The 21,070-nt window shown below is 55.9% G+C and carries 20 protein-coding genes; 7 read left to right on the top strand and 13 right to left on the bottom strand.

Going from position 1 to position 21,070, the window contains the following annotated elements; all coding sequences use genetic code 11:
• On the bottom strand, positions 1-1,770 hold the full coding sequence (locus SH421x_RS02000) for a hypothetical protein (RefSeq protein ID WP_488853637.1): 1,770 nt from the start codon (positions 1,768-1,770) through the stop codon (positions 1-3).
• A gap of 257 nt (positions 1,771-2,027) precedes the next feature.
• On the opposite strand from SH421x_RS02000, the gene rpiB reads away from it, so the two are divergent.
• Positions 2,028-2,465, top strand: coding sequence for a ribose 5-phosphate isomerase B (gene rpiB, locus SH421x_RS01995; RefSeq protein WP_488853636.1), 438 nt, complete (start codon positions 2,028-2,030; stop codon positions 2,463-2,465).
• On the opposite strand, the gene SH421x_RS01990 is transcribed toward rpiB, so the two are convergent.
• From SH421x_RS01990 to SH421x_RS01975, 4 genes are all read right to left on the bottom strand, one after another.
• Positions 2,462-2,725, bottom strand: coding sequence for a lipoyl domain-containing protein (locus SH421x_RS01990; RefSeq protein WP_488853635.1), 264 nt, complete (start codon positions 2,723-2,725; stop codon positions 2,462-2,464). The two genes, rpiB and SH421x_RS01990, sit on opposite strands and share 4 nt — an antisense overlap.
• A 178-nt stretch (positions 2,726-2,903) precedes the next feature.
• A complete protein-coding gene (locus SH421x_RS01985; protein WP_488853634.1) occupies positions 2,904-3,848 on the bottom strand; it encodes a PDZ domain-containing protein in 945 nt (314 codons plus the stop codon).
• Positions 3,849-3,910: 62 nt separating this feature from the next.
• The gene (locus SH421x_RS01980; protein ID WP_488853633.1) at positions 3,911-4,603 is read right to left on the bottom strand and encodes a hypothetical protein; all 693 of its coding nucleotides are present in this window, start codon (positions 4,601-4,603) and stop codon (positions 3,911-3,913) included.
• A gap of 2 nt (positions 4,604-4,605) precedes the next feature.
• The gene (locus tag SH421x_RS01975) at positions 4,606-5,145 is read right to left on the bottom strand and encodes an RNA polymerase sigma factor (RefSeq protein ID WP_488853632.1); all 540 of its coding nucleotides are present in this window, start codon (positions 5,143-5,145) and stop codon (positions 4,606-4,608) included.
• 374 nt (positions 5,146-5,519) lie between these two features.
• On the opposite strand from SH421x_RS01975, the gene SH421x_RS01970 reads away from it, so the two are divergent.
• Positions 5,520-6,560, top strand: a complete 1,041-nt coding sequence (locus SH421x_RS01970) for an aldose epimerase family protein (RefSeq protein ID WP_488853631.1) — start codon at positions 5,520-5,522, stop codon at positions 6,558-6,560.
• 23 nt (positions 6,561-6,583) lie between these two features.
• Here the strand turns inward: SH421x_RS01970 and SH421x_RS01965 are convergent, their stop codons facing one another.
• The 5 genes from SH421x_RS01965 to SH421x_RS01945 all read right to left on the bottom strand — a co-directional run bounded on the left by SH421x_RS01965 (position 6,584) and on the right by SH421x_RS01945 (position 11,173).
• The gene (locus SH421x_RS01965) at positions 6,584-8,173 is read right to left on the bottom strand and encodes a methyl-accepting chemotaxis protein (protein ID WP_488853630.1); all 1,590 of its coding nucleotides are present in this window, start codon (positions 8,171-8,173) and stop codon (positions 6,584-6,586) included.
• 279 nt (positions 8,174-8,452) lie between these two features.
• Positions 8,453-8,983, bottom strand: coding sequence for a hypothetical protein (locus SH421x_RS01960; RefSeq protein ID WP_488853629.1), 531 nt, complete (start codon positions 8,981-8,983; stop codon positions 8,453-8,455).
• 40 nt (positions 8,984-9,023) lie between these two features.
• A complete protein-coding gene (locus SH421x_RS01955) occupies positions 9,024-9,470 on the bottom strand; it encodes a hypothetical protein (RefSeq protein WP_488853628.1) in 447 nt (148 codons plus the stop codon).
• A 117-nt stretch (positions 9,471-9,587) separates the two neighbouring features.
• A complete protein-coding gene (locus SH421x_RS01950) occupies positions 9,588-9,953 on the bottom strand; it encodes a hypothetical protein (protein WP_488853627.1) in 366 nt (121 codons plus the stop codon).
• A gap of 218 nt (positions 9,954-10,171) precedes the next feature.
• Complete coding sequence (locus tag SH421x_RS01945; protein ID WP_488853626.1) at positions 10,172-11,173, bottom strand: SMP-30/gluconolactonase/LRE family protein; 1,002 nt, start codon at positions 11,171-11,173, stop codon at positions 10,172-10,174.
• A 328-nt stretch (positions 11,174-11,501) separates the two neighbouring features.
• Here SH421x_RS01945 and SH421x_RS01940 point away from each other — a divergent pair, with 328 nt between their 5' ends.
• From SH421x_RS01940 to SH421x_RS01920, 5 genes are all read left to right on the top strand, one after another.
• Positions 11,502-13,583 carry a DUF1549 domain-containing protein gene (locus tag SH421x_RS01940; protein WP_488853625.1) on the top strand — a complete coding sequence of 694 codons (2,082 nt, stop codon included), beginning with the start codon at positions 11,502-11,504 and terminating at the stop codon, positions 13,581-13,583.
• A 14-nt stretch (positions 13,584-13,597) separates the two neighbouring features.
• Positions 13,598-14,914, top strand: coding sequence for a DUF1501 domain-containing protein (locus SH421x_RS01935; RefSeq protein ID WP_488853624.1), 1,317 nt, complete (start codon positions 13,598-13,600; stop codon positions 14,912-14,914).
• A gap of 478 nt (positions 14,915-15,392) precedes the next feature.
• On the top strand, positions 15,393-16,430 hold the full coding sequence (locus SH421x_RS01930; protein ID WP_488853623.1) for a DUF1559 family PulG-like putative transporter: 1,038 nt from the start codon (positions 15,393-15,395) through the stop codon (positions 16,428-16,430).
• A gap of 76 nt (positions 16,431-16,506) precedes the next feature.
• On the top strand, positions 16,507-16,977 hold the full coding sequence (locus SH421x_RS01925; protein WP_488853622.1) for a carboxypeptidase-like regulatory domain-containing protein: 471 nt from the start codon (positions 16,507-16,509) through the stop codon (positions 16,975-16,977).
• A gap of 65 nt (positions 16,978-17,042) precedes the next feature.
• The gene (locus SH421x_RS01920) at positions 17,043-17,417 is read left to right on the top strand and encodes a DUF6398 domain-containing protein (protein ID WP_488856506.1); all 375 of its coding nucleotides are present in this window, start codon (positions 17,043-17,045) and stop codon (positions 17,415-17,417) included.
• Positions 17,418-17,463: 46 nt separating this feature from the next.
• Here the strand turns inward: SH421x_RS01920 and SH421x_RS01915 are convergent, their stop codons facing one another.
• From SH421x_RS01915 to SH421x_RS01905, 3 genes are all read right to left on the bottom strand, one after another.
• Positions 17,464-18,201 carry an SDR family NAD(P)-dependent oxidoreductase gene (locus SH421x_RS01915; protein ID WP_488853621.1) on the bottom strand — a complete coding sequence of 246 codons (738 nt, stop codon included), beginning with the start codon at positions 18,199-18,201 and terminating at the stop codon, positions 17,464-17,466.
• A gap of 124 nt (positions 18,202-18,325) precedes the next feature.
• Positions 18,326-19,543 (bottom strand): carboxylate-amine ligase, encoded by a 1,218-nt coding sequence (locus SH421x_RS01910; RefSeq protein WP_488853619.1) that lies wholly within the window; start codon positions 19,541-19,543, stop codon positions 18,326-18,328.
• A 48-nt stretch (positions 19,544-19,591) separates the two neighbouring features.
• Positions 19,592-21,055, bottom strand: coding sequence for a RimK family ATP-grasp domain-containing protein (locus tag SH421x_RS01905; RefSeq protein WP_488853618.1), 1,464 nt, complete (start codon positions 21,053-21,055; stop codon positions 19,592-19,594).
• Between the last annotated feature and the right edge of the window lie 15 nt (positions 21,056-21,070).

Here is a 21,070-nt window from a genome sequence, read left to right as displayed (position 1 = left end):
CTATTTCCCCTTTTCACTATGGGCTGGCATGATGGTTGGTGCAGCCGGCGCAAGTGCAATCGCCTGGCGGCGAAGCGGATGTGCAGGCCACGAAACGGCGCCAACTTGCGGGGCATCGCTGATTTGGCGTTGCTGCGGGGGAACATAATGCGACGCGGACGGCTCACCGTACTCGTCGCGACGTCCCCAGACTTGGGCTAAAGAATCTTGATAAAGCAGCGTCCACTCATCGGCATGCTGCTCCATCGCTTGGGTCGAATAAGGTTGACCCCGATCGATCAACACCAGATCGGGCTGACCATATTGCAAGACGCGTCCTGCATCGGGCGGACCCGATTGGGCGCTTCGATTTCGCATCGCAGGATCGGGACCCAAAATCAAATCGAAGTGCATATCCAACACTTCCTGCGGATAGCTGGTTCGGAAGCGTCCGTCAAATTGCAATTTTGTCTCGCCATCGGCCGCCAAGGCATGAATCGCATACTGGGCCCAGTTGTAAGTCGCCACTAAACGTCCTTGCAGATGATGGTCGGCCATGTACTGCATCGCCGAAACGGGATACTGACCCCGGGGTGTCGGCATCTGCGAAAGTCGCGGAGCCAACGCGGCGATCAACACCAGATAAACAACTGCCAGGCCACCGCCCATCGTCCAGGCTTGCCGTGTTGAGAGACTTTCGGTCGGCGAACTTTCGCCAAAGCAGCGCCGCCAGGCCGAGGCCAGATGCGGCGCGTACCACAATCCAAACAGGATCGCCAAAAACGGCGTATGGCGCTGGTGGGCCATCGCCTGCCAGACGACTACTAACGTGATCACTAACTGGGTAAAGTCGAGCGGCTTGCGGCTCCACAAAACCGCAAAGACCAGCGCCGCAAGCAACGCAAAAAATGCGAACGACGCCAAGTTTAGTTCGTACAACGGATGCCATTCGGTTATCTCAGGCCGCGCTGTTCCCAACGAGTTCAGCAGCCAAAGATGCAAGTTGGGGCCGTAAGGATTGACAAGCGTGGCCAGTCCACCGACCACCGCCATCAGCGTCAAACGACGCATCATGCCGGCGCCTTGCAAGCCGCGATCCAGCGCCAGCTCTAAGAAACGGCACAACAAATAGGCCAGAAAAACAGCATACCCGGCGACAAATCCACCATGAGCGTTGGCCCAGACGAAAAAGAGCGGCACGCAAAGCCAGAGCCCTTTGACCCGTGGATGCGAAGCGGCGAGGGGTTGGTAGTCTTTACGTCGAAACTGCGCCCCCAGCCATGGCAAACGCCAATCGTCGCGCCACCCGGCGAAACAGCGATCAAGCAACAAAATCAACAGCGTAAACAGGGCGAAACTCGCAAGCTGCGGCCGTGCATTCCAGTGGTTTGTAAAATTGATCGCGACCAGTAACACGACCACGCCGGAGATCATCAGCGGCAACCGCTGCGACTCGCTGCGCCACAACATGACGCCAACGATCGCTAGTCCCAGCAAACACTTTGCCCACAACAGCCCGACTGGGCCGATCGTTTCGGCGCCAATCGCCAGAGCGATTTCACTGAGATTTTCATGATTGATCCAGCGATATCCATCGGCCGTGTAGCTATAAGTCGTGGTCGCCGGCAAACCATCGCGCAGCAGATCGGCGCCATATTGAACATGGCCCCACAAATCGGGGTCGGCGACATTGGGGGTCACCGCCATCGCGGCCGCCAACAAAATAGCGCCCAGCATGCCCCAGTGAAGGGCGCCCCGCAGAGCGTCGTGCGATTGAGGGTCGACTGACATGACAGTAAGAACACCAGAGGGATCAAAATCTCGCAGAATAGAATGCAAAAGATTAGGTCATACAGTTCCATCGGCCGGAAATCGGTGGATTGCTGCGGGAATCTCACCGAAAAAGGAGTTCAAATCACGGAATAAAGGGACGCCGTAGAACCGCCACAGGCCTAACACGTTCTGATTTTGCGGACTATGATGGGGCGTTTGGCCCACTCCCGCCGCCGTGCGGGGGATTTCCTTGGAATCTTTGATTAGCCCAACCCATGAAGATCGTCGTCGCTTCGGACCACGCCGGCTTTCACTACAAGCAAGCGATTTTGGAGTATTTGCAAAAACTAGGGCACGAAGCTACCGATTACGGGACGTTTTCGCCCGAGTCCTGCGACTATCCCGATTTCATCATGCCGGCTGCACAAGCTGTCGCCGACGGCAAGTTTGAGCGCGGCATCGTCCTAGGGGGATCGGGCAACGGCGAAGCGATCGCGGCCAATCGAATCCGCGGAGTCCGCTGTGCTTATTGCTGGAGCGTAGAAACCGCCCAGCTGGGACGCCGACACAACAACGCCAACGTCATCGCAATGGGTGAAAGACTGATTGGACTGCCGCTGGCCTACGAAATTATCGACGCCTGGCTGGCCGGGGTATTTGAAGAAGGCCGGCATCGACGTCGGATTGAAAAACTTGATCTGTTTGAAGGTTAATTCTGCTCTTCGCTAGCAGCGATGGCGCCCAGCATCTGGCCGACAACAATCCGATCGTCTTCATCCACTAACTTTGCGGATAAGACTCCTGACTCGGGGGCGACAACATCAAACGTCACTTCGCCGGCAAAGACTTCGAGCAAACGATCACCGCGATAAACGGGCTTCCCTTTCGGCACGAGCCACATGCTGGCGCGGAGCGTCAAGTCTTCGAGACCGAGGTCGGGCAAAATCAAGGGAACTTGGCGAAATTCTGACATAGAGGGCAAGACCGCGCTATCGATGTTTTTGTGTTAACGTGCGGCGAAATAAATACCGGCCAGACGCGATCCAAACAAGGTCAAAACATTCAACGCCGCGCATAAAAAAAGCGACGTGCGCCTTGCCGCGCACGCCGCTTTCATCCCTCTTCTACCTGGCGAGAAACAGGTCTACAGCTTAGATCGCGTGATCGTCTTGCTCATCTTGCAGCGGTTGGTCCGGCGTCGGATCGCCCATCTGAGCTTTCATCTCTTCCAGCATTTTGCGGATCTGCTGCAATTGCTGCCGCATCATCCCATCCGCTGATCCCGGCGGCAGCAGCGACTGAATATCAATTTCGCCCTGCTGACCAAACTGCATGGTATGAAGCGACTGCTCGATGATCGGCCGAAGATCTTCTGGCAACTGATCAAGTTGATCAGCGGTGATATCATACGACTTGTCCCCTTTAACGATATGCAACATCGCCGGCTGGCCACCTCGGTGCTCGATCTGAATCGTGAGACTCTCTCCGCCCGACTGCAGGCCTGGCATTACGCCCGCTTGCGGCATCATTTGCCCAGGACCAAAAAATCGCATCCGCCGAGGATCCTCTCCCTGCTCACCACGCATGCCAAGTTGCGTCTCCGCTTCGCGAATCGCGGCGATATCTGCCGGCGTGATCGGGCGAGGCGTGAGCTCTATCGCCGACTCTTGGCCGTTGTGCAGCACCAGCAACTTGAGCGCTGTTCCTTCGCCGCCGCGAACCGCTTCGACCAGCTTGCGAGCGTCGACCAGCGGCTGACCGTTCAATTCAAGGACAACATCTTCTGCTTCTAGACCAGCTTGACCCGCGGGGCTCTCTGCAAATACTCCTTCGACAAACACTCCCTTGTCGGCCAGTTGCGGTAAGTGCCGCTTTAACAGCGATGGCATTTCGGCGGCCAGCTTGGCGCCAATCCAAAAATGCTGCTCAGCCGCTGGCGCCGCCGGTTTGACCGCATCAGCCGGTTTTGCTTCGATAGGTTTCGCTTCGACAACTTTGGCGTCCCCGTCATTCTCTTTCGCCAGCAAATCACCGCCGCCGATGGTCGCCGCAAGTGCAGCCAACATCAAACTCTTGCCATACCCATTTAGTTTCATCGCTTAAGACTCCGTAAATCGTTTCTGGTTTCTGGAGAAGGTGATCCGCTTACTTTGCTAGGTTAAGGAAAGTAGTGCTTGGGAGTCGGCTCAACGACAACTTCCTGCACAGGCACCACCGCTCGACGTCCATCTTTCAAAGTGACCGGCAACCACTGCTGCTTCTGCTGATACGTGCGACCGGCGTCACTCAACTTCTGTAGCTCGGCAGCGCTCATTCCAAACGATGTAGGAAAAGGCGCCGCCGGATCAAACGACTTGCTTTCATCGATCTCAATCGGCATCCGATCAACATGATCGCCCGAACGATAGTTGACGAAGACCTGATTGTCTTGCGGTGAATTTCCAGAATTGGGCGAAACTACCGCCGCTCCGCCAGCCAAACTTCCGCTGCCATCCGATGTTGCAGTCATCCAAGGGGCAGCCAATTGACCGGCGATAAATGCAATCATGACCGATGCGGCGAGCGCCGCCAGTTGACCAAAGCGACCATCCCAACCGCGGGCGCCGTGGAGGATCGGCGCCGCGGTGGGAGTTGTCGTTGCGGCGCGGGGAATCGCCGCAGGGGGGAAATCAACAGGCTTCGGTATCGCTCGCCGCCATACCTGGTTTTCGACGAACGTCAGTGCACAATCGCGCCATGCCTCTTGCTGCTCCAATCTCGTCAGTAAGTGGCGCTCTTGCTCGACTGACAGTTCGCCGTCAACCAGCAAATCTATTTGTCGTTGTAGTTCGATTCGTTCGTGTTCGTTCATTCTCACGTCGCTCCTGCGACATTCCTGGCTCGTAATTTGTCACGCAGTCGCCCGCGAGCTCGATGGAGTCGCGCCTCGACAGCACTGTGGCTCGCGCCAATCCGATCGGCGATCTGCTGATAACTCCAATCTTCTAAATACTTCAGCAACAAAATCTCAGCGTCACGCTGCGGCAGTTCGGCCAATGCGTCACGGACTTGCTGCTGCCGCTCATCAACCAGAAGCCAACCGAGCGGATCCCGCTCGGCCGGCGATCCGGCCTGCTGAGCAAATTGCTCGATCTTGCGTTGTTGTCGCCCCTGCTTTCGCCGGAATAACAATGCCTGACGAACCGCAATCTGGTACAGCCAAGGTCCGACGCGATCGAGATCACGCAGCTTGTCGCTGCCCGAGATCGCCGCGGCGAACGTCTCTTGAAACGCATCCTCTACATCATTCCTGTTTCGCAACCGGGCGTACAACACCGCACGCAGCCACTGCTCGTGTTCAGCGAGGATGGCTGGCCAGTCGGGCATCATGCGGTTGTCTGGGCTGCTGGACAAGGTTGCTGCTCTCTGTTCAGGGAGATAGTTACCGCTGACGACTTCGTCTTGCAAACATTCTGAGAAAAAAAGGGCCCAATTGAGATCTTTGCCGCTTCACTCTCTGCTACGGCGCCAATCTTGGCTTGGTTTTCTCCATTAGAGCCGGAAAACATAGACATTGCTCGGCCGGGCCGACATAATACGCCGACCAGATCATCCCAATCAATCCGCCCAAACATGCAACGTAGGGCTGCGAAAAAGCAGCCCAGGGGAGTCGAGAAATGAACCAAATTATGAGATGCTGTTGCGTCTTGTCGTTGGCCGCGAGCCTCTTGGGGACGCAGTTCGTCCTCGCCGCCGAGCCGACGCAATCTGCTAAGAGTAACGCCGCCATGTCGATTGCATCTCAACCCTTCGGCAAAACCGCCGATGGCCAAGAGGTCACCCTGTTCACGGTCAAGAACGGGGATCTGGAAATGGAGTTGATCAACTACGGAGCGACTATCGTTTCGCTGAAGTGCCCCGACAAAAACGGAGTGCTCGCCAACGTCACGGTCGGCCTGGATGACGTCGCCCTGTACGAAGGGGGGCATCCTTATTTTGGCGCGACGGTCGGTCGCTTCGCCAATCGGATCGCCCAAGGCAAGTTTTCGCTCGACGGCAAAGAATATAGCCTGGCCCTGAACAACGGCGCGAACACCCTGCACGGCGGAACCAAGGGTTTTAGCCGTTACCTATGGGACGCCCAAGAAGTGAAAGACGCCAACGGCATCGGCGTCCGCTTTACCCGCACTAGCCCCGATGGTGAAGAAGGCTATCCGGGCGCTTTGACGGTCACCGTCAGCTACCTGCTGACCGACGACAATCAGTTGGTGATGGATTACACGGCGACCACCGATGCTGCAACCGTGCTGAACCTGACCAACCATTGCTATTGGAATCTGGCCGGAGTCGGCAGCGGCAAAGTGTACGATCATCAGCTAAAGCTGGAATCAAGCGAGTACCTGCCGGTGACTGATGCGTTAATTCCGACCGGCAAAGCAGCGCCTGTCAAAGGAACGCCGATGGATTTCACTGCTTTCAAAGCAGTCGGCCAAGACCTTCAGGGCACCGGCGGCGATCCGGTCGGCTACGACCATTGCTTTGTACTGGGTAGCCAAACCGGAAAGTTGGCGCTCGCCGCGACGATGAAAGAGCCGAAGTCGGGCCGCGTGATGGAGGTCTATACCACCCAGCCCGGCATCCAGTTTTACACCGGCAACTTTTTAAGCGGTCTGCCGGCCGAAGCTCGAACGGGTCAGCACGAAGCGTTCTGCCTAGAAACGCAACACTATCCCGATACGCCGAACCAACCCAACTTTCCGACCAGCACGCTCAAGCCGGGAGAAAAGTTCCATGAAACGACGGTACACAAGTTCAGTGTAGAACAGTAATCCGGCGCAGCTTTCGCCTGCGATTAGAGCGCCGTCGACATTGTCGTCGACAGCGCTGTGTGTTCGCCGGTGTTGAAGATCGCTACGCATTCATTTAAATGCTGGGCCAACGAATCAAGTTGGTCTCCTTCATTCGACAGTTGATTGCCGCTTGTTTGATTTTGTTCACTGATGTGACGCAAACGCTCGAGCTCGGCCTCTAGTCCCTGCGCATGCTGGGACTGGTTTTGCGTGACGGTGATAATTTCGTTCATCTCTCCTTGCGACGCTTGCACGGCCACCGAGAGTTGGCGGAAGTAGGCGCCAGTCTTTTCTCCAGCGGCGACGCCATCTTGGACCCGGTTTTGCGATTCGGCGATCAACTGTGAGATTTCGTCGGCGCTGGCGTTGCTGCGCTGTGCAAGCAGTTTCACCTCGCCGGCGACCACGGCAAAACCTTTACCCGCGTCCCCAGCTCGGGCCGCTTCGATCGTCGCATTCAGCGCCAACAGATTGGTTTGGCTGGCCAGCTCCTGAATCACATGAATTGCAGACGCCATCGCAATCGAGCTTTTTTGGATGTCTTGCATCGAGCGTTCTGACTGTTGCAAAGCAAGCTCACCCTGCTGGGCGACTTGCGATGCTTCTCCTGCCGAGCGACCGACCTCTTCGCTGCGCTGACGAATGTCTTGAATTGCCTGGCTTAGCGCTTTTAGCGAACCTTCAATCGCGGCGAACGCAGTGGCTTGACCACGAATTCCGGACGCCAACTGATTAGAGCTTTCCTGAAGATTCGACGAGCTAGAAGTAACATCCCGCACCGTGTAGGAAACCTTTTGAATCACCTGCTTCCATGATTCAAGCGTTTGTTGGAAGTCCGCTCCCAATCGCTGCACCATTGGATCCGTGATCGTCGGCATTTGTGCACTGAGGTCGCCGTGGGCCGCTTTGTCTAACACCGGACGTAGTTGATCGATCGCGCTGCGAAGCGTTTCGTGCGAACGATCGACCGCAATCTGCTGCTTGACCGCTTCCGCCGTTTCCCGACGAGCCTGAGCAATGCCGATTAGCAACACGGCGTCCTCGATCACGACCCACATTGCATGCTCTAGCGCTTGCAGAACTGCTGGATCTGCGACTCCAAAAATCGACTGCGGCCAGAACCAAGCTCGGCCAAGGTGATCCAAAGCAACCACAACGGTCGCCAAGAGAATCGTCCCCGGGTCACGATAAAGCGTTAAAAACGCCAGCGATGCAAAAATGTGAAAGTGCATTTCCGAGCGCCCGCCGGCGATATGGATCAGCAAGCCGGAGAACCCAACCTGAGAGGCCGAAATCACATAACGGGTGATGGTATGTTGCGAATAAAACCACCCCATGTACGCCGGAAAGATTCCCAACAATCCCCCCAGCACAACGCTGCCCCAAATGTGCGAATGAATGCTGCTATCGGCGCCGCTCCAAGTCAGCGGCGTCAACCAAAAGGCCAACAATACCGATAGAACGCACTGCACGATCATTAACACCGCAAACAGTCGGTTCACGCGGCCATCTAGCTCGCGCTGACGTCGAGCCAACTCCGCTCGTTCAGCGTGGTCCAATTCCGGCAAGTTTAAATGCAAGGCGCGAATCATACGGCTCACTTAAAAGTCAGGCTGTCTCGCCGAAACGCCCTGTTGGCGCACGTGGATAGCGCAAGTCAGAAGGCATCTGCTTGACTGAGCGTAGCTTGCGTCTATGGCGTGAACCGAGGATAACCACAAGAATGTGGGATACTACGCATAAATCGGTAGCCCCAACGGATCGGTTTGCTACCGACTGAATCGAAAGTAACGACAAAACCTACTCGCCGGCGGGCAGGTTACTACGCGTTCAGGATGTGATACTGCTGGGATCTCTTGAATCCCGCCCAGCTACCCCCCCAAAAAACTATGATCCGGCGTGTCGAGGACGACTGCTCTCAAGTCATCCTGCAGCAGTTGCAGGAAGGTCTTTAGGTCGAGCGCCACCCAGACCGAACGGCCATCGGCGTCGTTGTATTTGCCGTCGACGATCTCCCCAGCAGGCAGCATCAGAATGTCTTGCTCTTGCTTGCGCATCACAAACAAGTGCCCATTTCCATCGCTGCCGATCAGCTGAATGGGGCCTTCGTTGGGACCGCCAACCAGCTCGGTCGGATCTCCTGCGCGGACATCCGCGATCCGTTCAATCGGCGAAACAAAGTAGCCGACATGCACGTCAGGCCAACTGATGCCGTCGCAATACGAATAGAATTCGGCCAATCGCGTCCCGTCTTGCAGACCAATCCTGTCGATGCACTTTTGCACCTCTTCGGTGGGTTGCGGAGCAGGCAGGACGTTTTCGCCCAAAGGAGTCCCAAAGTCAATTTCGTGCAGCTCTGCTAAAAGTCGTTTAACCGCAGAGCCCCATGATTGAATGTTCATGACTGGTAGAAAAATCGTCCTTCTAAGGGTGAATCAAAGATTACAGCGTGTCTTGTCCGACCGGCGGTTGCAAGATCGTTTTTAGGTAATCGAGGTACTTTGGGTCCTCGTCTTCAAATATATCGGCGCCAGCGGCCATGTACGCCATCGTAAACTCGTTGCCGGCCCGGGACTTATCGCCCAGCTCAAACTGTGCCTGACCCATCCGCAGGTGGATAAACGGGTTACCCAACCCCTCAGGACACATCGCGGCCCTCGTCAGTACCGCAGCGGCTTCCGCATATTGCTCTCTAGCGATATGGATGTCAGCCTTCGCGGCTAGCAGCCAAAGAGCCGCTTCCCAGCTGGTCTTGGGTTCCGGTAATAGCGCCCAGGCAGCGTCAAATTTCTCGTTCGCGCCGTCCAAATCGCCGGCGTCAAACAGCATGTTCCCCGCTTGGCTCTGCTCGGTGACCTGTTCATACAGTGCGTCATCAAGTTCAGACATATCAGAATCCGGCAGGGGCTAACGTCAAAGGGGGGTTCAAATCTGCCCGCAATTGTAACACGATACCGCCCACTTTGCCCACATCGCCGCGGTAGAAATCGCCCCTAGACGGCGGCGTTAATTCTGAATCGTAATCAAAACGCCGGTCACCCTGCCGTTGTTGACCAGTGCGTAGCCGCCGTAACCAGCCAGATCTCGCCAGGCGGTTTGCGGCGAACAGAAAGTCCAGCACTCGTGCGTCTCGGTAGCGCTGGCGAGAAACCCATCGAGCATGGTCATAAACTCGGGCGAAAAACTGGGCGAGTCAAACTCTTCTCGCAGATTCGCTAACTCAACGCGGTGCCCCAAGCATTCGGCCACGCGCTGATAAAACTTTTCCCGCCGCCGATCTTCGGGCCCCGGCGGAGCTTTGCCAAAAATGATCGTCGTCGGCGTACCAACAAGCGCCAAGATCTCATCATCCGTGAGTTTTGAATCGTTCATCGTTCACGCCAACACGAAATTAGGAAGTCACGGCAACTCGCGACCCCCAGTTCCCCGGGCCTCCGACTCGAGAATTTTATTTTAGCGAGCTACGGATGGAAATGCTAATTTGTCCTCTTGCTTAAATACGCAAGACCGTGCCGTGCCCGCGGTTCGATCGCGTCTAATTTGCAACGCGATCGAACTTGGCAAACGCATTCGGTAGCAGCAGGCTTTCCCTACTTCCCGCTTGTATTGGTCTTTACGCGGCACAGATACATATCCGCAGTGATATACAAATAGCCGTCGTCGCCAAAGGTGCAATTGGCCGTCGCTTCGCCGGTGTTAAGCAGACCGATCTGCTTGCCTTCCGGGGTAAAGACCAACACGCCGCCTGGCCCCGTCGCCCAAACGTTGCCGGCGACATCAACCTTTAAACCGTCGGGCAGGCCCGGCTGTTTGCCAACCAGCTCGGTCGCATCAAAGAAGATCTTCCCTTCGCCGATGCTACCATCGGCGTTGACCGGATACTGCGTAATGGTCGCCGCTTTCGGATCGCTCTGCGCAACATACAACGTCTTTTCATCTGGCGAAAACGCGATGCCGTTGGGACGCGTCTGCTTGCTAGTGAGCAGGTCGACTTGACCATCTGGTTTCAATCGATAAACGCCGCACCAAGGTTGCTCACGACCTGCGTCGTCAAAGTTCTTCGGCAGTCCATACGGCGGGTCGGTGAAATAGATGTCGCCGTTGCTGTGGATCACCAGATCATTCGGGCTATTGAAACGCTTGCCATCGTACTTGTCTGCCAAGACGACGCGTTTGCCATCCACGAATTGCACGATGTTGCGATCACCGTGACAGCACGCAGTCAGATTTCCCTTCGCGTCGAGCACCAGCCCGTTGGTGCCGGGCTCTTTGCCGGTGAACGGTGTCTTGCCGGTATAGCCGCTCGGCTCCATGAAGACGCTGGCTCCCTCGCCTGGCTTCCACTTGATGATGCGATTAGGTGGAATGTCGCTGAACAGCAAATACTTGCCTTGAGGAACCCAAACCGGTCCTTCGCTCCAATCAAAGCCATCGGCCAGCACCTCAATCACCGCGTCAGTCGGAATTAGTTTGTCGAGCGCCGGGTCAAGACGCTCAATCTTGCCGATCGACTTGGGAGTCTCCGCCGCAGCAGATGATACAAACAGAGCTAGCATTCCAAACAAGGCAACAGAAATGGAGTGAATCGACATCGGGCGAATCCCAGTTAGGGTGCAATATTTTTGGGGGGGGGAATCAACAAGCGATTTGCGGATTTATCGTAGCTACCGCAGAAGCGCGACGCAAACTTGGCAATCAGTGCGCTAGCGAGCTAAGCGAAACTAACCCCCACTATACCATGAGAAGGAAACGAAAAACTTCACAAAAGCTAGGTTTTTGTTGACCCAGGTCCGCGAATTGGGTAGATTCGACTTCGCTCTTCTCCAGAAGAGTCTCGCCTTCTGCTCGCCGCTCACACTCCTACCCAGGTGAATCGAAATGGCGCACCGTCGTTTCGCTGTCGTTTTGTTGGTAGCCATCATGGTATGGCCACTGCGAACGCAAGCCGCTGACGTGTTGGACGTTTCCAAATTGCCAGGCATCTTGCTTGACGATACGACGGCGCTCAAAGAAGGCCCCTGGCACGACTCAACTCACACCGCACCCTATGTCGGTGCTGGCTATGTCCATAGCGGCACCACCGCAATGCCTGATAACAACGCGCCCAAGTCGCTGACCTTTGCGACGGTCGTACCGGAAGCAGGCGAGTACGAAGTCTTTCTGGCCTACAACGGCGGAGCGAATCGAGCACTTCAGGCGCCGATTATTATCCAGCATCAAGACGGAGAATCGCGGCAACGATTGAATCAACGTCCCGGCCCCCAAGGCCCAGCGTCATTCCAATCTCTGGGCAAGTTTCGCTTTCCTTCAGACGAAAAAGCGGTCGTTAAAATCACCAACGACAATCCCGATGGCATCATCATCGCCGACGCGGTCTTGCTAGTCGCGATCAAAGATCTGCCCAAGTTGAAAAAGTTTCAAGCCAAGACGGTCGCACCCGGCGATAAGAAGGCGAAGCAGCAAGCGGAAGAATTAGCCGCGGCGCCGCCATTTGAACGGATCGAAATGTCCGGCCTGCATACGCTCACAACGCGTGAACTGGACCAGTTGATCGAATCCGTCGCAAACGTCGACAACCCAACCCCACTGATCGATGACGAGGCGTTCCTTCGCCGGGTCACGCTCGACGCAATCGGCCGCGTCCCGACCGAGCAAGAATGGGTAACTTTCCTTAAAGATCCATCGTTCGACAAACGCGCCAAGTTGATTGATCGCCTGTTGGCGTCGCCAGAGTTTGGCGTGAACTGGGCGAACTATTGGAGTGACGTTTTCAGTTATCGAACTCCGCAGCCAGAGCTGACCTTCCTGTCGTATGACGTTCCCAAACAATGGCTCGCCCAGCAACTGAACAACGGCGTTGGTTGGGATCAAGTCAGCTATCAAATGCTGACCGGCGTTGGCAAAGTCGCCGACAATCCCGCCGCCTTTTATGTCGGCTATCACCAGGCCGATATCTCGCGACTGGCCGGCGAATCAACACGGATCTTCTTGGGCGCCCAGATTCAATGCGCCGAATGTCACGACCATCCGTTTGTCGATATTCCGCAAGAGCGGTTCCATCAAATGGCCGCCTTTTTTGTTCGTACCAAGGCCGAATTGCCCTGGAACGACAGCACTCAGATTGTCGTCAAGAGCAAGCCAAGCGGCGAGCACAAAATGCCAGAGTCGAAACAGATCATGCTGCCGGCCGTGTTTGACGGTGAGCCATTAGCCAAGGATACGTCGGACCTAGAGCGTCGCGTCGAACTGGCTAAGTGGATTGTCTCTCCAGAGAACGAGCTGTTCGCCAAAGCCTTGGTCAATCGCATGTGGGACCGGCTCATGGATCGTCCCTTCTGCGATCCCATCGATGAGATCACTGACTTGGCCGGCTATCCGACACTGCCCGAAGTCCACAATGCCGTCGCCGAACATTTTGTCGCCCACCATTACGACACCAAAGAATTGCTGCGATTGATGCTCAACAGTCAGGCCTATCAACGCCAACTGCCGAAAGCAGATGAGCGCCCCGGCGTGCTAGAAGCATCGGCTCCCGAGAAGCTGCGCAGCGACGAGATCTTCGCTTCGTTGGCCGCGGCGATCGATTTGCCGAACCTGCAAGGCGAGCAACAGAAACCAACCGGTGACGAGCGTTTCCCCCCTCCTCCCAAAAGCACGCAAGATTTGGTTCGTGACGCGTTTGGCTACGATCCGTCGCTGGGGGATCAGTTTCGCCCGCAAACGATGCAGCAAGCGATGTTTATGATGAACAATCGCCAACTGCAAGCGCAGATCGCCGCCGACGAAGGAGCTCGCACCAAGCTGGCGCAGATCTTAGCTGACAACCCCGATGACGCCCAAGCGATCGAAAAACTATTCGTCAACGTGCTGGGACGTCGCCCGACTGATAAAGATATCCAGATCTCGCGCGACTACTTGCAGCAGGTCGACAATCGCCGCACGGCGTTCGAGGATTTGCTTTGGAGCCTGATTAACTCGGCCGAGTTCACCACTCGCCGCTAAGTGAGAACCTGCTCATGATTCAGCCGTTTTGGAATTTGCATGCCGGCCGAGACGGCGTTTCGCAGCGTCGCGGTTTCCTTAAGCAACTTTGCGCCGGCGCCGCAGGCACAGCGGTCGCCCTCTCGTGGCGCGACATGCTGATTGCTCAGGCCGACGAACTGCGTAAACGGGGCAAGTCGATGATCCTCCTCTGGATGGATGGCGGCCCCAGCCAGTTTGAAACGTTCAACCCCAAAATTGGCTCCAAAAACCAAGGCCCCTCGACCGACATCGCAACCAACTTGCCCGGCGTGCGGATCTCTGAGTATCTACCAGAGACCGCCAAGGTGATGGACAAGATCGCATTGATTCGCTCGATGCAAAGTCCTGAGCGCGATCACTTTCGCGCGATCAAGTTGGTCCGGACCGGCTATCCAATCAATCCTTCGATCGCCTATCCCACGTGGGGTTCGGTCGTTGCGCGGGATCGCTGGGACCCTGGATACGCATTGCCGGCCTTCGTCCGCATTGGCGCTCCGCGAATCAAAACCCGCGACGTCAACGCTGGCGTCCTTGGCCCACGGCATGACTCATTCAAAATCAACACCGCTGGCGAACTGCCCGAAGACGTGCTTCTCTCAGTCGACGCGCAACGTCTGCAGCGTCGCTTGGCGCTATCGTCCCAATTTGATCAGCAGTTTGCATCGACCGGCGGCGCCGATCGCGTACATGAGAAGCAAGAGATCTACCAGCGAACCAGCCGCTTTGTGCTGAGCCCCAAGCTCGACGTCTTTCGACTCGATAACGAGCCGGATAAATTACGTGATCAATACACACGCAGCAACTTCGGTCAAGGTTGCCTGCTGGCTCGCCGCTTGGTCGAGTCGGGCGCTAGTTTCATCGAGGTCTTCAGCACCGGCACGACCGGCGACCAAGGGTGGGACACGCACAAGAACGGCTGGAAAGAAAACCCGCAACTCGCCAGCGAAGTCGATCAGGCCTACGCTACCTTGCTGCGTGATCTAGAGCAGCGCGGCATGCTAGAAGACACGCTGGTCGTCTGGATGGGCGAGTTCGGTCGAACTCCGAAGTTCAAACCAGATGGCGGCCGTGAGCACTATTCGGACGGCTGGATTACGTGCCTCTCAGGCGGCGGCGTCAAAACCGGTCAGGTCATCGGCGCGACCGACAAAGATGGAGTCCACGTCAGCGATCGCCCGGTCGGCGTGCAAGACCTGTTTGTCACCTTCTGCCAAATCCTGGGCCTCGACCCGCACGAAGAATACATCACCGATCAGAACCAACCTCTGGCCCTAGTCAAAGGTGGCGAACTGATCACCGAGCTGTTCTAGCAGGGTTCTTCTAACCGTGCGAACCCAACGCTTGGTTCGCCTGAGCAGCGTTGGTCGGCTTTACGTGTAAAGTCCCGGCCTGACTTGGCAATGCCTCTCCTAAGAAATCTCTGGCGGTTTGTCGCCCCCCCAACTCATGGCTGCCGCCGCTCGAAGTTGGGACAAGTTCGGCAGTATTTCCCATCCATCAAGGCAAGCCGGGGAGAATCCCCGGAAGTGCTGACTCGCTCATCCAGACGACAGCCATGCGCGTCAGAAAAAAGGGAGCACTACTTTTAGGGGGAGCAGCGGCGATCAGATCGTCAAAAACCATCCACTACCCCCTCTCTAACGGCGCATAATCAGTGATAACAAAGCCAGCTGGTTGCCTTTTTAGTCATGCCGTCTAAAATCAATCATCAGAACCATTCTAAAGAGCATTGAATTTCAAATCATTTATTTCAACGCTTTTTTCCTGCATCTCCCCAAAAAGAGACTCATGAAATCAACTCGCACCGCATTTACACTCGTCGAACTACTAGTGGTAATCGCGATCATCGGAGTCTTGATCGCGCTCTTGCTGCCGGCTGTTCAGCAGGCGCGTGAAGCCGCTCGTCGCATGCAATGTTCCAACAATCTGAAGCAGCTGGGACTGGCACTACACAACTATCATGACACCTTCGGCAGCTTTGTCCCGCGAGCTTCGGGGACGACCAGCGGCGCAACTCAAAACAATGGACGCCTGAACGGGCTGATCGGCTTACTACCTTTTGTCGAGCAAAGCGCGATGTACGACCGTATTGCCTCAGGCGACGGAACTAAGCCGGCCTTTGGCGGCAATACGTGGGAGGCATGGGGCCCTTGGAATGTTAGCCCGGCGATGTTTCGATGTCCGTCGGATAACTACTCTGGCACGCTGACCAATCACTTCAACTATCGATTTAGTCTCGGGGATTCGATCGGCAGCACGCGTGATGCGTATAAGGTGCGCGGTTTGTTCGCGAAGCGTGATGGAACTTCGTTCCGTGACATCACCGACGGTAGCAGCAACACAATTGCGATGAGTGAACGCAATGTCAATCAATTCAACTTGGGGACGCGGGCTGGTCAGGTTCCGGTGCGCGAAGGCGTAGTCACCGGGGTCAGTGGACTAACCACCAGTCCGATTAACTGCCTGGCTGAATCGGATGGCCGGAATTATCTGGATGGGAGCGCAGTGAAAGGTCGCGGCGGCTGGTGGCTTGCCGATGGCCAAGCCGAACGTGCAGGGTTCATGACGGTCCTACCGCCCAACTCGCCCAGTTGCGTCGAAGGATCAGACGGCAGCGGGGATAGCGTCACGTCGCTAATCGCTCCGACCAGCAATCACCCCGGCGGTGTGCTGACGTTGCGAGCCGATGGTTCGACCCAATTTGCCACGGAAACAATCGATACCGGCAACTTGGGAGCAGCTGAAAACCCGAACGGTGAAAGCCCCTACGGCGTGTGGGGAGCTCTGGGCAGCAAGTCCGGCGGCGAAGCGAACACCGGTTCCTAATCAGACTATCAACCTCTCTGGCGTCCGTGCATTGGCGCCGGAGAGCCTTCGATCTATTCCGATACGAGTAATTTCTATGTGGGTTTTAGCTTTACGATCGACCAGCTTCCAACTCTCGCTTTTGGTAAGCAGCGTCGCGATGTTCGCAGGGTGTGGGTCAAGCGGACTTCCGGCTGACGCAGCCGCAGTCACCGGCGTCGTGACCTACCAAGGCAAGCAGGTAGATGGCGCAGTCATCGTGTTTCGATCCGAATCAGGATTTGCCGCGGTAGGCAAATCAAACGATGCAGGCGAGTACAAGCTGAGCTCGACCACCATCCCCGGTGGAACTCAACCTGGCTCCTACAAGATTACCGTCAGCAAACGCGAAACCGCGACCGAGAAGCCGTTGACGGAAGAAGATCCCAACTATCGCCCCAACCAAACCCGATCCACTCCCCCGCAAAAACATTTGCTGCCCGAAAAGTACAGCCGGCCGAGCACCACCGATCTGAAAGCCGATATAATCGCCGGCGAGAACACGATCAATCTAGAACTGACTCCATAAAACCTTGTCGCGGCATCGCCTTCTCTCTGCAATCCCGGCGCAGAACAAGCCATGCCAAAAAGTAAATCGACCGCGGACGAAGCGAAGAACCAAGTCGTCGTAGAAATCACCGAGCTTGTCGACGCATTCTGCCAACAGCACTTAATGCAGATTACGCGAAGCTCTGCCTTAAGCTTGCCGAGAAATTGAGCCGCAAGTCTCCTTCACTGCTGACCAGCGGCAAGTTCAACAGTTGGGCCTGCCGCATTGTGTGGACCATCGGCTGGGTTAACTTTCTTGACGACAATACCCAGTCGCCGCACCTAAAGTTAACAGCCTTCGACAAAGCGTTTGGCTTTGGCGAGAGCACTGGGCAAAGCAAGTCGAAGATGATCCGCAAGATGTTCAAGAGCGGCCCCCACTCGAAGGAATGGATGCTCCCCAGCCTAACCGGTCAGTAGAGGGCAAAGGCCAAAACGGCGTTCACCCCTCGGACGCCCCGTCTTTTCATTTCCGCGGCAACAAATGCCCCAATCCACCATCCACGCCGATCACTTGGCCCGTGATCCAATCGTTCTCTTCGTCCAACAACCACGCCGCCAACGATGCGATCTGCTGTGGCTCTCCCAAACGGCCTAGCGCGTGCAGCTTGGTCGATGCAGCGGCGGCGGCCTCATTCTCCCAGATCCGCCGCGTCATGTTCGAGCGAACCAAGCCGGGACTGATAACGTTCACTCGGATATTCGAACTGGCGTAAGTCGCGGCAGCCGAACGGCCAAGTCCGATGACGCCTGCTTTGGCGGCGGCAATCGCTTCATGATTGTGGATGCCGATCTCGGCGGCGGCCGAAGCGAACAAAATGATGGAGCCGCCTGACTGACGCAGCAGTTTTGCGCCGACCTTGACCGTACTGAACGCGGTAAAAAGATTCGCTTCGATCACATCACGAAATTCTTCGTCCGAAGTCGAATGGGCCGGCTTCAGTAAGATAGAGCCGATGCAATTAACCAGACCGCCGAGCGGGCCATGGGCCGCCGCGTCTTCGCTGACGACCTTTTCCAGCGATTGCGAATCCGTCGTCTCGACAACGCTCCACGCTTGGTCTAGCTCGCTGGCCAAAGCGGCCAGTTGTTGCTCATCCCGCCCAAGCAGCAACAGTCCTCTGCCCTGCTTGGTCAGGCGTTGGGCTAGCGCCGTTCCAACAGATCCAGTAGCCCCCAAAATCGCAATTCTTCCGCCGCTCATACTGTGGTTCCCCTTCTACCTCGGATAAAGCTATCCGGATCAGAACCGCAAAACTTAGGGGGGACTTAACTGGGGTGTAGCATCCTCTGTGGAATGCAGGCGGTTCGTCAAGTCAAAGGCTGATCTACCGGCGGAACATGATTCCTTTCGCCAAACATTCGGCCAGTTCGCCGTAGACGGTTTTCAAGTGCGAGAGATCTGGGCCTACTTTTTGCAAAATACGGCGTGCCAGCGGGCCTTCCCTCAAGATCACTTCAAGCGGACTTTCGGCTGCCGGCGTTTGCCCCAATTCGGCCAGGATATATTGCCACAGTTCAACCACGGTAGGGCGATGCTGATCGTTCCAACCAAACTGTCGCAACAGCTCTCCGTCCTTGATCGGCGTCGCATCAGCGGTGCGGATGGTTTCAAGCAAGAGCTGCGACAGCGGCATGGTTGCGACCAACTGCTGCTCAGCGAATGAAGTCCATTTTTCACTGACAAGCGCCTTCAAGACGGCGACGATTGCCTGCAAGATCGCCAGGTCGGCGGCAGGGGATTCTTGGATGTCGAGAACCCGAATTTCAATCGCGCCACGATCAAACCGCGCGATCGCGCCACGGGCATTCAAAAAAGGATACCGCAACATTTCTTCGGGATCGTGCGGCGCGATATCGGCGTACATCTTCTCGAAGATCTCACGTTGATAATCCCCTTCGGTATAGATCGGCTCAGGCACAATCGCCGCCGTCAGGGACGGAATTCGCTGCGAGTTGGTACGGTAAACTTCCATCCGCGTATCCAGGAAGCCGCTTGATTTGCCGTCGCAAATCGGCGAGCTGGAGGCCAGCGCCGGCAAGAGCGGCATGATCAACCGAATCGCAGCATGCAGGCGACCAAATTCTTCATCTCCGCAAAATGGAAGATTCAAATGGACGCTTTGCAGGTTCGCCCAGCCATGGCCGCGGCAATCGAAGATGCGGTTGTAGGCCTGATAGATGGGATTGTAATCGTGCGGCCACAATTGCACGGTGTGCGGATCCATCCAAGGATGCATCGCCGTCGGCAACAGTCGCGCGCCCAACGGCGCGAGATACTCATTGGCCTGCGAAACATGCTGCTGAAAGTAGTCGGCCAACGGATCAAGTGATGCGGCCGGGCCATTTGTCTTCAACTCGATGACATGCAGCGCCAACTCGTTCGACCAGGCGAGCTCTCCTAGCTCTACTTCCGAGATGATCTCACCTGCCGCTTTTTCGAGCAGCAAGTCCGAGATCGGGCGAACGTCGAGCGACTGCGCGTCGACAATCATGTATTCAAGCTCTACGCCAAAAGCGTCAAACAAATGCAGCGGCTGACTCATGGAACGAACCGAATAGGAATGGGAAGCGTCAAAAAAAGGAACCGCAAATTAAGACAAGCCGGCTTTGCGCTGCTCGATGCGCCGCAAAAAGACGCTCATGATTCGACGATACAACTCGTCTTTAAGAATCGCATCTTCGTAACCAGCGTCAAGGTTTGGGTTATCGTTCACTTCGATTACGCTAAAGTGGCCGTTCGACTCTTTTACGTCGACCCCATACAACCCATCGCCGATCAGATTAGCCGCTTTCAGCGCCACTTGCACCGCTTTGCGTGGTGCTAGTTCGATCGGAATCGTTTCTGACTTGCCATAACGCGTCTTTCCTTCTTTTTGCTGGATGATCTGCCAGTGACCGGTCGCCATAAAATATTTAGCGGCGTAGATCGGCTGACGATCGATAATACCGATGCGCCAGTCAAACGTCGTCGGCAGAAACTCTTGAGCGATGATCAAGTCTGAGTGCTCAAAAAACTCGGACAGCTTCGCTTCTAGCTCTTTCTCGTTCTTTACTTTGACAACCCCGCGAGAGAAAGCGCTGTCTGGCTCTTTCAGCACGCACGGAAAACCAAGCTGAGGCGCGATTTGCGAGGCCGTTTCGGCCTGCACGACTAACGTCTTCGGCGTTGCGACCTTGTGACGCGCCAAGATCTCAGCCAAAAAGACTTTATTTGTGCAGCGGACGATCGACTGGGGATCATCGATCACCACCAAACCTTCGCCGGCCGCGCGCCGCGAAAAGCGGTAGGTATGGTGATTGACCTGAGTGGTTTCGCGAATAAACAACGCATCAAACTCGCCGATGCTGCCGTAGTCATCGCGGGTAATCATTTCGGCATGAATCCCTTGCGCTTCGGCCGCTTTGACAAACTTGGCCAATGCTTTGTTGTTCGACGGCCGATCATCCGCGTCGGGATTGTCCAAAATCGCCAAGTCAAAGCGTGCTCGCGCTCGCTTGCGGACACTACCGCCGCGCCCGGCAAAGTGCTGCTGCGCCGCTTCTAGCACAAAGTCCCAATGCGCGTCAGGCACGTCGTTGGCCGAAATCGCGTTGATCGCTTTCAATTGCCAGCCGTTTTTGTCACGCGCAAAACTGGCTCGCAGCAGCGGCGTTTGAAACTGATTGAAAAGCTGCGTACACAAGCGATCGTAACGCTGGGCCATGTTCCGGCCAAAATAAACGCTCAGCTCAAACTTGTCCGACTTGATGGGAGAAAGCGATTTTTCAATCAACTTCTCCAGATCGGACGAAGCCAATCGAACAATTGCATGCGTCTTCAAGTCTTGCACGGCGGTGACGCTGGGCAATGGCTTGTGCCCGCGAGCTTCGGCCAGCAGCGAAACGTAGTACCCAATCGTCTGGTACTTGTACGATCGACAGAGGTTAAATACTTTGACGCCGCGTAGCTCGCTAAATTTTGTATCGGTCAAATAATCGTTGGCGGCGACGACCTGGACATTTTCGATTTGGGCGGGCCAGTCGTCCGGCGTATTGGTGACAATCAAAACAGACATCGCGAAAAAGCACTC

It is taken from the genome of Blastopirellula sp. SH421, from assembly GCF_057808535.1.
The sequence above is the reverse complement of the archived record's forward strand: the minus strand, read 5'-3'. Positions and strand labels throughout refer to the sequence as shown.